At 69.7% G+C, this 12,353-nt stretch carries 14 protein-coding genes; 6 read left to right on the top strand and 8 right to left on the bottom strand.

Annotated features, from left to right (window positions below; translation table 11 throughout):
- Nucleotides 1–51: 51 nt before the first annotated feature.
- Nucleotides 52–546 carry a hypothetical protein gene (locus AB0I54_RS08480; RefSeq protein ID WP_363295156.1) on the bottom strand — a complete coding sequence of 165 codons (495 nt, stop codon included), beginning with the start codon at nt 544–546 and terminating at the stop codon, nt 52–54.
- A 227-nt stretch (nt 547–773) separates the two neighbouring features.
- On the opposite strand from AB0I54_RS08480, the gene AB0I54_RS08475 reads away from it, so the two are divergent.
- Together AB0I54_RS08475 and AB0I54_RS08470 are read left to right on the top strand one after the other, a co-directional pair.
- Entirely contained in the window at nt 774–1,568 is a 795-nt protein-coding gene (locus AB0I54_RS08475; RefSeq protein ID WP_363295155.1) for an FkbM family methyltransferase, read from the top strand.
- 83 nt (nt 1,569–1,651) lie between these two features.
- The gene (locus tag AB0I54_RS08470) at nt 1,652–2,209 is read left to right on the top strand and encodes a GNAT family protein (RefSeq protein WP_363295154.1); all 558 of its coding nucleotides are present in this window, start codon (nt 1,652–1,654) and stop codon (nt 2,207–2,209) included.
- A gap of 22 nt (nt 2,210–2,231) precedes the next feature.
- Here AB0I54_RS08470 and AB0I54_RS08465 read toward each other — a convergent pair whose 3' ends face one another.
- From AB0I54_RS08465 to AB0I54_RS08445, 5 genes are all read right to left on the bottom strand, one after another.
- Nucleotides 2,232–3,524, bottom strand: a complete 1,293-nt coding sequence (locus AB0I54_RS08465; protein WP_363295153.1) for a cytochrome P450 — start codon at nt 3,522–3,524, stop codon at nt 2,232–2,234.
- Nucleotides 3,525–3,647: 123 nt separating this feature from the next.
- Nucleotides 3,648–4,535, bottom strand: coding sequence for a hypothetical protein (locus AB0I54_RS08460; protein WP_363295152.1), 888 nt, complete (start codon nt 4,533–4,535; stop codon nt 3,648–3,650).
- A 70-nt stretch (nt 4,536–4,605) separates the two neighbouring features.
- Nucleotides 4,606–5,961: an NAD(P)/FAD-dependent oxidoreductase gene (locus AB0I54_RS08455; RefSeq protein WP_363295151.1), complete on the bottom strand. Its 1,356-nt coding sequence runs from the start codon at nt 5,959–5,961 to the stop codon at nt 4,606–4,608.
- A gap of 121 nt (nt 5,962–6,082) precedes the next feature.
- Nucleotides 6,083–6,988, bottom strand: coding sequence for an NADP-dependent oxidoreductase (locus tag AB0I54_RS08450; protein ID WP_363295149.1), 906 nt, complete (start codon nt 6,986–6,988; stop codon nt 6,083–6,085).
- A 24-nt stretch (nt 6,989–7,012) separates the two neighbouring features.
- Nucleotides 7,013–7,177 carry a hypothetical protein gene (locus tag AB0I54_RS08445; protein ID WP_363295148.1) on the bottom strand — a complete coding sequence of 55 codons (165 nt, stop codon included), beginning with the start codon at nt 7,175–7,177 and terminating at the stop codon, nt 7,013–7,015.
- On the opposite strand from AB0I54_RS08445, the gene AB0I54_RS08440 reads away from it, so the two are divergent.
- Both AB0I54_RS08440 and AB0I54_RS08435 read left to right on the top strand, forming a co-directional pair.
- Nucleotides 7,176–8,705, top strand: a complete 1,530-nt coding sequence (locus AB0I54_RS08440; protein WP_363295147.1) for a DUF1254 domain-containing protein — start codon at nt 7,176–7,178, stop codon at nt 8,703–8,705. The genes AB0I54_RS08445 and AB0I54_RS08440 overlap by 2 nt on opposite strands.
- Nucleotides 8,706–8,792: 87 nt before the next feature.
- Nucleotides 8,793–9,446: a hypothetical protein gene (locus AB0I54_RS08435; RefSeq protein ID WP_363295146.1), complete on the top strand. Its 654-nt coding sequence runs from the start codon at nt 8,793–8,795 to the stop codon at nt 9,444–9,446.
- Between the two features lie 77 nt (nt 9,447–9,523).
- Here the strand turns inward: AB0I54_RS08435 and AB0I54_RS08430 are convergent, their stop codons facing one another.
- On the bottom strand, nt 9,524–10,108 hold the full coding sequence (locus AB0I54_RS08430) for a TerD family protein (protein ID WP_363295145.1): 585 nt from the start codon (nt 10,106–10,108) through the stop codon (nt 9,524–9,526).
- 294 nt (nt 10,109–10,402) lie between these two features.
- Between AB0I54_RS08430 and AB0I54_RS08425 the strand changes: the two genes are divergently transcribed.
- Both AB0I54_RS08425 and AB0I54_RS08420 read left to right on the top strand, forming a co-directional pair.
- Nucleotides 10,403–10,606 (top strand): hypothetical protein, encoded by a 204-nt coding sequence (locus AB0I54_RS08425; RefSeq protein ID WP_363295144.1) that lies wholly within the window; start codon nt 10,403–10,405, stop codon nt 10,604–10,606.
- A gap of 23 nt (nt 10,607–10,629) precedes the next feature.
- A complete protein-coding gene (locus tag AB0I54_RS08420; protein ID WP_363295143.1) occupies nt 10,630–11,367 on the top strand; it encodes a DUF2637 domain-containing protein in 738 nt (245 codons plus the stop codon).
- A 61-nt stretch (nt 11,368–11,428) separates the two neighbouring features.
- Here AB0I54_RS08420 and AB0I54_RS08415 read toward each other — a convergent pair whose 3' ends face one another.
- On the bottom strand, nt 11,429–12,343 hold the full coding sequence (locus AB0I54_RS08415; protein WP_363295141.1) for a MerR family transcriptional regulator: 915 nt from the start codon (nt 12,341–12,343) through the stop codon (nt 11,429–11,431).
- Nucleotides 12,344–12,353 lie beyond the last annotated feature (10 nt).

Below are 12,353 nucleotides of genomic sequence, written 5' to 3'. Positions count from 1 at the left end.
GAGTGTCGGGCTAAAGACTTGATAAAGGCCAAGCAGAGTGTCGTTGGGCCATTAGATGTAGGTCCAGCGCCATGCGTTTGATCTGTAAGTGCACTTGATCTTCGCGCCGCCCGCGGTGGTGGTAATGGCGCCGTGGTCGCTGTTCCGGCAGAACTGTCCCGCCGAGTAGCAGTTTCCCGCGTTGGAGACGATCGAGCACGTGCCGGTGCTGTCCTGGCCGCTGCTACTCCCGCTGCCGCTGCCGGCGGCCTTGGCGGTGGTGGTCTTGGTGACAGTGACCGTGGGGCCGGGCTTCGCCTTGGCCTTGACGGTCTCAGTGACGGTCGGGCCGGGCTCGGGCGTGGCTGTGACGGTCGCGGTGATGGTCGTCGCGGGTTTGACCTTGGTCTCGACGGGCTGTTGCCCGTCGCCCCCGGTGGAGCCGATGAGCGCGCCCGTGATGAACAGGGCCGTGCCGCCGACCCACACGAGTACGCGCTTGTGGAGCGGACGGGTGTCTGCTGGGCGTGGTGTCGGCGGTATGGGTGTGGTGTACGGGTTGGTCATCTCGCCCCCCAGGATGTTTCGGGTGGAGCGACCGTAGTGCCCAGCAGGCCCGTGTGTGCAGAGTGTGTAGGAGAGGTGGTCATTCTGTGACCCGCGCTCGGTCGGGGCTCCAGCGCGCAGGATGGTGGCGCTGTGACGTCCCTGTGCATCTGGGACGTCGGCGGGTGAAGTGATGCGTGCGGGCTGGATTGTTGGTTCCAAGCCTGATACATCAACTTGTCATGGCCATGAGTGCGATTGAACTGCACAGTGTCAATCGTTGGGAGGCGTCCTTCCTGCGCGAGGAGGTGGGCGGCTACTTCACCCACGGCGTCGAGTGCGCGCCGGGCGCGACCGTGCTCGACGTGGGTGCCAACATCGGTGTGTTCTCGGCGGCCGTCTATGAGCGGCTGGACGGGGACGTGCGGATCTACGCCTTCGAGCCGGTGCCGCCTCTCCACGCGGTACTCGAACGCAATGCTCGTGAGTTCTTCGACGGACGTCTGACCGCGCTTCCTTACGGCCTGGCGTCCCGTGAGGACGAGCTCGATTTCAGCTACGTTCCGGCCGCCACGATCTTCTCGTCCTCCTCGCGGAATCAGGGGAACATCGAGGCCGAGCGGCGGAGGGTCACCGCCAGCGTGGTCGAAATGATCCGCCAGGGCGGCCTGGGACCGGTCCTGCGCCGCGTACCCGCTCCCCTCCTCACTCTTCTCGTCGGCCGCAAGCTCCGGGTGATGCGGCGGCTCGAGACGCACCGGGTGAAGGTCAGGCCCCTGTCATCAGTGCTCGACGAGCACGGCATCGACCGTATCGACCTGCTCAAGGTCGATGTCGAAGGCGCCGAACTCGATGTGCTCAGCGGCATCGAGGAACGGCACTGGCCGCTGGTCCGCCAGGCCGTCGTCGAGGTGGAGCGCTGGCAGCAGAACCGTGACACAGTCCGCGAGGTCCTCCTCGCGCACGGCTTCACGGTCAGCACCGAGCAGGACCCGGTGCAGCAGGCCGGCGACATCGGCATGGTGTTCGCGGTCAGGCCCTGACCCCCCGCTGGGCCCCTGCCTCCCGCTGAGGCCCTGACCCCACTGCGAGTCGCCGCGCGCACAGCAGCGTGATCAAATTGGGCATGGCATCGTCCTGGACCGGTCATCGGGTACGCCTACGTGCCATCGAGCCCGACGACTGGACAGCGTTCATGCGGTTCGCCGACGACGAAGGGCGGCGAGGGAGCCGGCTGGAGCTGCCGAGGTCCGCCGAGAGCCACCGTGCCTGGGCGCAGGAGCAGGCCGTTGCCACGTGCGATGACGACCGCTTCCGGTTGGCAGTCGTCACGACGGCCACGGGTGAGCTGGTTGGCACGGTCGGTTCATGTCGCACCGGGCCTCGTTCAGGCTGGTTCGAGTGTGACGTCACGATCGGTGCCGACCACCGGCGCAAGGGCTACGCGACAGAGGCCCTGGTGCTGCTGCTGCGCTTCATGTTCGCCGAGCGGCGCTATCACAAATGCCTGGCAGCGATCTTCGCCCACAACGCGGCATCGCTGGCACTCTTTCGTCGGCTCGGCTTCACCGAGGAGGGGCGCCTGCGGGAACACGTCTTCTTCTCCGGTCGGTACGACGACCTCGTCCTGATGGGCATGCTCGCCGACGAGTTCGACCAGCGACACACGCTGAGCGAACCCTGAGCCGTCCGTCCGGGCGTGCCCCTCAGCCGCGCACGGTGGCACGCAGGCGCAAGCCGACAGTCGCGAGACCTTCGAAGGTGGCGACCTGGTAGCCGGGTTCCGGTCCGGGCGGCTCGCTCAAGTGGTAGCGGCGGGCGGTCTGCGCGGTCAGCAGCGTCAGCATGGCCATGGCCAGAGCGGCTCCCTCGCAGCCGTGCGGGCCGGTACCGAAGGAGAGGAAGACCCCGGGTTTCGTCGGCGAGTCAGGATCTTCGAGCCAGCGCTCGGGCTGGAACTCGTCCGGCTCGGTGTGCTCCCGTGCGTCGCGGTGGGCGGTGTAGGGGCAGACGAGAACGGTGGATCCGGCGTTGATGGTGTAGTCGGCGAGCTCGGTCTGTCGCTTGGCGCGCCGGGTCAGCAGCCAGCTCGGGGGGTACAGCCGGAGCACCTCGCGTACCAGTGCGTCGGTGTAGTGCAGGCTGTCGAGGTGGGCGCTGGTCGTCGCGGCCGGGTCCGCGGGCAGCAGGGCGGCTTCGGCCGCGACGCGGCTCGCTGCCTCGGGGTACCGGGCCAGGTGGAGCAGGATCCATCCGGCTGCCCGGGACGGTGTCTCGAAGGTGGCGACCGTGATCGCGGGGAGGGTGTCGAGGACGGCCTCTTCCGGCAGCAGGCCGTAGTGCGGGGAGGGCTGGAGCATCTGTCCCAGCACGTCGTCACCGAGTCGGCCCGATGAACGGCGCCGGTGGACGATGGGCCGCAGAGCGTCGGTGAAGGCGACTTGCTGCTGTGTACGGAACCGTCGTGCCGGTGTGGGGATCCAGCGCGGCCATGCCCAGCGTGAGGGGCGTACGAGCACCTCCCGGGCCAGGAAGAGCTGTGCGGCGAAGGGCAGCAGGGTGGGAGCGTCTTCGGAGTAGAGATAGCTCACGCCGATCTCTGCCAGGGCGTGCCGGACCGGGGGCAGAATCTCGATGTCCTGGTCCGTGGGCCACTGGTCGGCGAATCGAGCGGTCCCGGGCGCGATCTCACCGATCCGGGCCGCCACCGCCTGCGGGCGCAGTCCGCGCATGCGGGCGGCGTGAGCGTGGGAACGCTCCTCGGGCGTCGGTGTTCCGCTCGACCGTTTCAAGGGCGGGAAGAGCGGCGAGGGTGCCTTGGGGAAGTCATGCGCGCGGTGCAGGACTGCTTCACACGGCCCGGCCGTAGCGGCTACGTAGACACCCGGCTCCAGCTGCCATACGTCCCCGCACTCGTCGGCGCCACGGCGCGCCACTGCCAGCCGGTCGCGGCTCCAGGCGGCGAAGCTGCCTTCGGGCAACCGCGGCGGCTCATTCATTCGGCCCATGAGATCGTCCCTGGCTCTCGTGCGTGTCCAGGCTGTCGTACCTGTCCAGGCCGATGTCGTCGGGAGCGTGGGTGGGAGTCGGCGGACGCCCGTCGGCGCCCGCCGGTAGTGCGGTCAGTCCCCGTCGCCGGCGTAGGCATCCCACTCGTGGGCCCCGTACGCACCGTAGTGGCGGGTGAAGGACAGCTTGCAGAGCAGCTTGGCGATCATGGTGCACTCCTCTCGCCTGTCTTCAGCACGAAACGCCACACACGCAATGCTGCCACATTCGGCGTATGTGTGATATGGGGCATCGGTCGCAGACATTCCATCCTGGATCACCGCATTCGGGACCCCCGGCCGACCAGCCTCGATGACTGGCCGGCGGCGGCCGGTGTCCTGGATCGCCCGTCGGCTGGATTCGCTCTGGGCGGGGAGGGGGCTCAGCCGGTCAGCAGGACGCGGGCGGGATGCTCTGCTCGTACGGGAAGACGTTGTGCGGGTCGTACTTCGCCCCTGCGCCTGCGGGGTGAGCGGGTCGCAGACACCCGGCTGGTCCCCGCGCTTGCCCCAGTTGCCTTCTTGCACCGTGATCTGAGGGTTGCCGACCGACAGGATAGGGGCCAGCAACTCCTTTGCCTCGTCCGGCGTTCCTTCGGCGAGAACCGCGAACAGCAGGATCTGCGGTCGGTGGATCTCCTGCTGGGTGCCGAGGCGGTCCTCGCTGACCGGAGCCGTACGCTGCCATGCGGTAGGTGAGCGACGTGACGATTCCGAAGTTTCCGTTTCCTTGGTCCCCACCAGGCTGTCGCAGGCCAGGCCGAGCCAGCGGGTGAGGAAGCCGAAGCCGCCGCCGAGCGTCGCGCCGGCCAGGCCCACGCTGCCCTCCGTTCCGGTGGTCACCGCGAGGTCCTGCTGCGCGAGCGTGGTTCTGGGCGAAGACGATGACCAGCGGTGCTCGCGGCCGTGGCCTCCGTGGCCGTCATGCCCGGCAAGGGCGACCATGGCGATATTGCCCGACACGCTAATTGAGCTGGACGGCGATTTCTCGGCGGGTGATAAACGGTGACGCCGGAAATAGAAAATTGAGTATCTAGTCCAAGAGCAGAACCTCGTGTGCGGCCCGTTCGCCGGAACGCACCGCGCCTTCCATCAGTCCGTGCATCAGGGTGGCGGATTCCGTGCCCGCCCAGTGGATACGGCCCACCGGCCGGCGCAGTGCGCTGCCGTAGGTGGTGAGGACACCGGGGGCGAAGTGGGCCATCATCCCGCCGAGCGACCAGAGTTCGGCCGACCAGTCCGTTTCCAGATAGTCGGTGGGCGTCAGCGCCTGCGGGCCGAAGCGTTCGGCGAGCGCCGCCAGCCACAGCTCGCGCCGCTGCTCCGCGGCCAGTCGGCCCAGGTGCAGGGCGCTGGGGCCGAACGCGTAGCTGCTGAGCACCCCCGGCCGTCCCGAGCGCGGGGTCTGGTCGATGGTGACGGCCACCGGTGACTGGGGCGCCAGGGTCTGCCCGGAGAGCTGCTGGCCGCGCCAGAACGGTTCGGGGTGGACGGTGTGCACCCGGATGACGGCGCCGGGGACCAGCCGTTGCAGCAGATGGCTGTGGACGGCGGGCAGGGGCGGGTCGTAGACGATCCGCGCCGCCGTCGCGGGCGGGGTCGCCACGATCACCCGCCGGGCCCGTACGGTGAGCCCGTCGCCGGTCACCTGGGCGTCGTCGCCGTTCTGGGTGATGCGCGTGACGGGACAGGAGAGCCGTACCGCCTCGCCCAGGCCCTGGGCCATCCGCACGGCGAGCTCCGGTACGCCGCCGTCGACCAGGTGGGTCTCGGTGCGCCGGCTGTCGATGTAGTACGTGAACCCGCCGCCGCCACGGGCCAGTACGAGCGAGCCCAGCAGCGAGACCTCGGCCGGGTCGGCACAGAACAGCAGGCTCATCGTCACCGCGGCCAGTCTGCGGGCCGCGGCCGAGGGCAGGTTGACGGGGGAGGAGAGCCACTGCGCGAGCGTGCGGGCGTCCATCGCCCGGGCACCGCGGGCCTGCCAGGGGGTGTCGACGGGAAGGCGGCGCGCCTTCCGCTCCAGCCGGGCGAAGGCCACGGCGAGGGAGGCGACGGCTCCCGCGCCGACCTTGGGGATGGTGCCGCGGTAGCGGTGGTTGGCGCCGTCGAGGCGGACGATCTGGTCGCCCTCCGCGTGCTGGGGGTACACCGGCAGGTCGTACTCCTGGCAGAGCGCGAACATCCGCTCCTGGCCCTTGCCCAGCCAGGTGCCGCCCGCCGACACCACCGTGCCGCCGGGCATCCGCCGGTTCCAGACGCGCCCGCCCACCCGGTCCCGGGCCTCCAGGACCGTCACCCGGCGGCCGGCTCGCGCCAGTTGCCGCGCGGCGGCCAGACCCGCGAACCCCGCGCCGATCACGCACACATCCGCATCGCGGCTTTTCATGGTCCACCTCTACGGCGCCGCACACCGCCGTGCCGTCGCGCCGCGCCCACGGCCCTCGGGCGGTGGTCCGATGACACCTGTCCGGACGATCGGCCCGGGTCCGGACGGTCGCCGAGTGGGGTCAGGGCAGCAGGACGGCCTTGCCGCGGTTGCGGTGGGCCTCCAGGTCCTTGTGGGCCTGTGCCGCTTCGGCCAGGGGGTAGGTGCGCCAGATCGGTACGGTGAGCTTGCCGGCGGCGGCCAGCCGCACCAGCTCCGGCAGGGGCTCCTCGGCCAGGTCGGAGTCACCGGCGCTGAAGCGGACGCCGTGCTCCGCGGCGGACGTGTCGGCGATGGTGATGACGTGTGCGCTGTCCCCGGTCAGAGCGACGGAGTCGGCGAGCACACCGGCGCCGGAGGCGTCGAGGACGAAGTCGACTCCCTGGGGAGCCAGCGCCCGCACCCGCTCCACCCAGCCGTCGCCGTAGCGGACGGCGGTGGCTCCGAGTGAGGTGACGCGCTGGATGTCGTGCTCGCCGACCGTCCCGACGACGGTGATGCCGTCGGCGACGGCCAACTGCACCGCGACGGTGCCCACGCCGCCGGCGGCGCCATGGACGAGCAGGGTCTGGCCCGCCTGCACACCCAGCTGGCGCAGGACACGGAACGCGGTCCGGCCGACCGTGACCAGCGAGGCGGCGGCCTCCCACGACAGGGCCTGGGGCTTGGCCACCGGCCGGTCGAGCAGGGCGTACTCGCCGTAGCTGCCGCCGACGGTGACACCGAGGACCTCGTCCCCCACGGCGGCCTCGGCTCCCTCGCCGACGGCATCGACGACACCCGCCGCGTCCAGGCCGGGGACCACGGGGAAGCGGGCGGGGACGCTGTCGGCCATCAGACCGGACCGGAACTTCAGGTCGAAGGGGTTCACGGAGGCGGCCCGCACCCGGATCCGGACCTGGCCCGGGCCGGGCTCCGGCGTGGTGACCTGCGACAGCCGCAGCACCTCGGGCCCGCCGTACTCGGAGAAGGTGATCGCTTTGGACATCAGGAACTCCCAGCTGGAGGCCGTTCAGGAGGTGAGGGTGGCCAGGAACAGCGCCTCATGGACGATCATGTCCGCGGTCCCGCCCTCGCTCAGCTCCAGCGCGTCCGGGCCGGTGACGTCGGGGTGGGCGGCCCGGCGCGAACGGCTCCGGCTGCGGCGATCGGGAAGGCGGGGGAGGATGGCTGACATGGCTGACATAGCTGACATGTCCAAATCGTCGAGGACGCATTCTCCGTGGCGTACGCCGGGCGACATGGCGGGCGCGGCCGTCGCGGCGGCACGGACGGCCGGGCGTGCGGTCGTCCACCCCAAGGCCACGCTGGAGCGCGCCCGCCGGCTGACCGATGTCCTGCCCACGCTGCGCCAGGCGTTGACGCCGATCCTGACCGGGCGGGTGGACGACTGGCGCGGGGAGTACGCCTACACGCTGGGCGAGCAGGCGTACGTCTACGGATTCCCGTACCTCTACAACGCCCGGCTGCGCCACCAGTGGGTCACGCAGGAACGCGACCCGGAGACCGTTCCGTACGCGGCCGTCAACCACTTCTGGCACGCACGGCGGCTGATGGACGCCTCCTATCGGGACGGCGGGTGCCCCAACAACGACACCCTGTACTCGCTCGCCTGGGTCGATGTGAGCGCGGAGCCGGTCGTCCTGTCGCATCCGGACATGGGTGACAGGTACTTCACGTTCGAGCTGGCCGGGATCACTTCGGACAACTTCGACTACGTCGGCCAGCGCACCACCGGCTCACAGGCGGGGCACTTCGCCATCACGGGACCGGGGTGGGAGGGGCAACTGCCCGACGGAGTGCGGCGCACGGCACAGGCGCCCAGCCCTTGGGTTCTGGTGCTGGGCCGCACGCTCGTCGCCGGTGAGGAGGACGTGCCCGAGGTCCGCGCGCTGCAGGAGCGGTACCGGCTCACCCCGCTGAGCCTGTTCGGGCAGGAAGGGCACACGCTTCCGGCACGTCGTGACGTGCTGGAGCCCGCGGACCCGGCCAAGGACCCCCTCGCTCCCTGGAAGACCCTGAACGCGATGCTGGCCGAGAACCCGCCGCCCGCGCACCACGAGGTGCTGCTGAGGCAGTTCGCCGAGATCGGCGTCGGGCCCGGGCTCGACGTCGAGTTGCAGCCCGAGATCGTCAAGCGATCCCTGATCCGGGCCGCCGCCACCGGGATGCCGCTGCTCAAGCAGCAGATGCTCAGCGGCGACTGGGCGCGCCTGGTCAACGGCTGGCGGTATCCGCCGCCGCAGACGGGGCGCTTCGGCGACGACTTCCTCAAGCGTGCGGCCGACCAGTCACTGGTCGGGATCACCGCCAACGACCCCGCCGAGGCGGTCTATCTGCTCTGTTACGACGACGCCGACGGCGCGAAGCTGTCCACCGGCCGCTACCGGTTGCGCTTCGAGCCCGGCAACCTCCCGCCGGTGGAGGGGTTCTGGTCCCTGACCGCCTACGGCGAGGACATGAACCTGATCGCCAACGACATGCGCCGCTACTCGATCGGCGACCGGAGCCCCGGGCTCGTCCACGACTCCGAGGGCGGGCTGACCCTGCATCTGCAGGCCGAGTCGCCGGGCCGGGACCGGGAGGCCAACTGGCTGCCCACACCCGAGCAGGGCCTCTGGTTCGTCATCCTGCGCATGTACCGGCCCCGTCCCCGGGTCGTGGACGCGACGTGGGAATGCCCTCCGCTCGAACGCCTCACCTAGGGGCGGGCAAGGGGGAACGCCTCACCCAAGGGCGGGCAAGGGGGATTGCGACGAACCACGGGACAAGGCCCGTACGAAGGAGCAGACATGTCTCAGACGACTCCGACGGCCGCCCACCTCGGCGATCTGCGCGATGTCCGATACGGCGAGATCCTCCTCATCTCCCCGGGTGACGACGGCAGTCTGGAGGCCGCCGTCTACAACACCATCGGCCTCAACGACTGTCCCCCCGACCGGTGGAGGGCCCTGGATCCCCAGTCGCTGGCCCAGCAGTTCGCGGTGCCGGTGGTCTATCTCAACGGCCCCCGCTTCTGGCTGTTCGACGAACTCAGCGCCTTCGTCGTCGGCGAGGTCGCCACGTTCGGCGGCATCGAGGCCAGACGGGTCGCCAAGGTCCGCATCCCCGCGGGACTCGAACTGACGCACGGCCCGGGGAAGGAGGCCTACGTCGACATCGTGGTGGAACGGGACACCGAGTACCGGTTCCTGGCCGGCAGGCCCGTGCACAGCCTGCTCACCCCGGACGGCAAGACCTACGTCATGCAGGCCTACTCCCAGATCGTGGACCCGGGCCAGACGATCGGCTCCCTCGCGGGCCTCGGCGAGCGGCTGAGCCTTCCCCGGGGCTGGCGATACCAGGTCGACACCCCCACCGAGGACCTGCTCATGCGCCCGGTGGCCGGCGAGGCCCACGTGCTGCAGGACGAACTCGAAAACACCTACATGCTCCTCGCCCACTGAACCGGGCGCCCTGCGCGCGGTGTGTTTCCGTTGTGCGCGCAGGGCACGGCCCGTTCCTGTTGCCTGGCGAGGGCGGATTACTTGCTGATGGCGAAGCGCATCAGGGCGTGTTCGTCGCCCTGCTTGATCTTCCCCGTCATATTGATCACTTCGAGCTTCCAGTTGCCGGCGACCCGTACGGCCTTCGCCACGGCGCAGCCGTTGTCCTGGGTGAGCAGGCTCGGCCAGATGTCGGCGACCTGCTGGGAGCTGCCCCCGGTCGCGTCGTACACCTTGAAGCTGATGTTGCGGGCCTTCTGGAAGGAACTGCCCTTCTTGAAGGCGGCGGCGATGAACACGATGGAAGTGATCTGCGGCGGTATACGGGCGAACTCGACCGTCACCGTCTCGTCGTCGCCGTCCCCGCGTCCGGTCTGGTTGTCGCCGCTGTGGACCAGGGAGCCGTTGCCCATGGGGTCGAGGGAGTCGAGCCCGGCGAGGCGCACCGGGTCTCTGTCCTGCATGGCGACGGCGATCAGGTCGAGGTCGGTGCCGGTCTTGCGGCGGAGCATGCCCACCACCCCGCCGCTGGAGCCGGCGGTGGGGTCCCAGGACACACCGATGGACAGGTGGGTCACTCCGTCCAGATCCGCCGGGCCGTCTTCTTTCTTGAGCGTGATCATGCGTGGTTCATCCTCTGGGTAAGGGGACTGCGACAGGCAAAGTGTGCCTGGAGTCCTCGGCGTTGGGCCGACTGGGCCCCCTCCGCCGGGCCGGCGCCCCGAGGGACCACGCCGTTCCTACAAGCGGATCGATGATTCCGGTTCCCTATCAGGAATTCATACCGATCACGCGTAAATCTGGTCATCGGAGACCGGGACAACTCTTCCGGGTGACGCAATTACCCGAATGCCACACGCCTCGCCTCCGGTGGTACTCGTTAAGTGACCGTGACAGGGAGAGAAGGGTGTGGAGCCGTGAACCAGTCGCCTTACGTCAAGGGCCACACGCTGGCGGGCGCTGCTGCGGGGCTCGGTTACTACTCCGATCTTTTGGATGATTTTCTGGATGAGATCAGGAAGTTGGAAAGTGAATATATGAGAGCGATGCGGGATCGGTGCGGCGGCGCCGGCGCCGTACCGGTCATGATCGGATCCCGTGCTCTGGACCGTACTTCCTGAACCTGGGCGCGGAGGGCTTTCGAATGGACAGGAATTATGATGAAGCCGGTCTGTATGATCTTCATTACGCCCTGAGAACCGACCATGACACGCTGAACCAGCCTGTCTACGACCTGAGCCAGCCTGTCTACGACGCGGTCTCGTACCCCCAGCAGTCCTGGACCAACCCAGTACAGCCGGACATGACGCACAAGGCCTGGGACCTGGACGAAGAGCTGGCCCAGATGCTGTCCACCGCGACCAGCCAGGAACCCACGCACGTCCCGCCGGACCGACCGCACCGCAGGAGCAGTCGGCGGCGCCTCCGGGCGGACTCCCACTTCCTCGACGGCGGCCAGCGGGTCACGCACGTGACGATCCTGATCGCGGCGATCCTGGTGTGCGCGGCGTGCATGCTCGGGTGGTCCATCGCCTACTCGTACGGCCAACTGCACGGCATCGCCTTGTCCGTGCTGCCCCCGAAGCTGGCGCGCTGGTGGCCGCTCATGGTCTACGGACCGTGGTTCGTGGCGGCCCTGTCCATCGTGCGGGCCACGGTTCAGCGGCGGGACACCCGGCGGTCCTGGTGCGTCATGCTGGCCGCGTCCGCCATGGCCGTGGCGCTCTCCATCAGCCATTCCTCGCGTTCCCACCTGGCGTTCGTGATGGTCGGACTGCCGCCGGTCACCGCCCTGGTGTGCTTCTGGGAACTTGTCGGCCAGGTCTCGTCCGGATGCCGGCCCCGGCATGCCGCGCATGCACTGCGGCGCACCAAGCCCTGAGCCCCACCCGGACTTCTCGGCCCTCTCCCGGCAAGGGAGAGGGCCGAGTCGCGTGTGGGGCTCAGGGCGCTGTCGTGCCCGCGGTCAGCGCCTCGCGCAGCCACAGGTCCGCCGCGCCGAGGGTCGGGTGGGGCGTGAGCTCTCCCGCCAGTTTCCAGTAGCGGGACATCACCGGGTGGTCCGCGGCGGCCAGCCGGACGGTGAGGGCGCGGCGGAAGCCGGGGGTGTCCCGGGTGTCGAAGGCGCGGGCATGGGCGGCGACGTAGCAGTCCAGGGCCTCACCCGGGCCGGGGGAGCGGTCGGCCCGCACGGCGGTCTCCACCAACTGGTAGGCCTCGTACAGGCCGTCGTAGAGCAGATCGGGGTGTGCGGCGGGGGCGGGCCGGTGGGACGCGAGGCAGTGGTCGGTGGCGTCCTTCGCCAGGGCGTGCAGCCGGGCGAAGGCGAGGACCTGCTCCGGAGTCGGGTCGGCGGGCGGCTGCGGTACGGCCGCCTCGGTGACCGCGGAGCGCAGCCGGGCGGAGAGACGCACCGGCAGCAGACGGCGCCAGTAGTGGGCGAGCGCGGAGGTGCTCGGTGGGACGCTGACCGCCCCTATCAGCTCCAGGCGTTGCGCCAGTTGTCCCGGGGCGCCCTCGTGCAGGGCCCGCAGGGCGGCCTCGCGCCAGCGCAGTGCGGCCAGTTCGGTGCCGAGGTCGTCCAGTCGGCGCGCCACCACCGCCTCCAGACCGTCCCCGGGGCTGCTGTCCCCGGAGTCGAGAGCGCGCCCGATCTCGGGAACGGGCACGCCGAGGGAGCGCAGTGACCGGATGGTGCGCAGCCGGGAAAGTGCCTCGGGGCCGTAGCGGCGGTGGCCTCCGGTGCTCCGGGTGGCCTCGGGCAGCAGGCCCCGGTCCGAGTAGAAGCGGACCGTCTTGACCGTGGTCCCCGCCCGCGCGGCGAGTTCGCCGATGCTCAGGGTGCCGTCTGCGGACAAGAGTTGAACC

The sequence above is a fragment of the Streptomyces sp. NPDC050625 genome (genome assembly GCF_040654755.1).
GTDB lineage: Bacteria > Actinomycetota > Actinomycetes > Streptomycetales > Streptomycetaceae > Streptomyces.
This window is presented reverse-complemented; position numbering and strand designations above follow the sequence as displayed.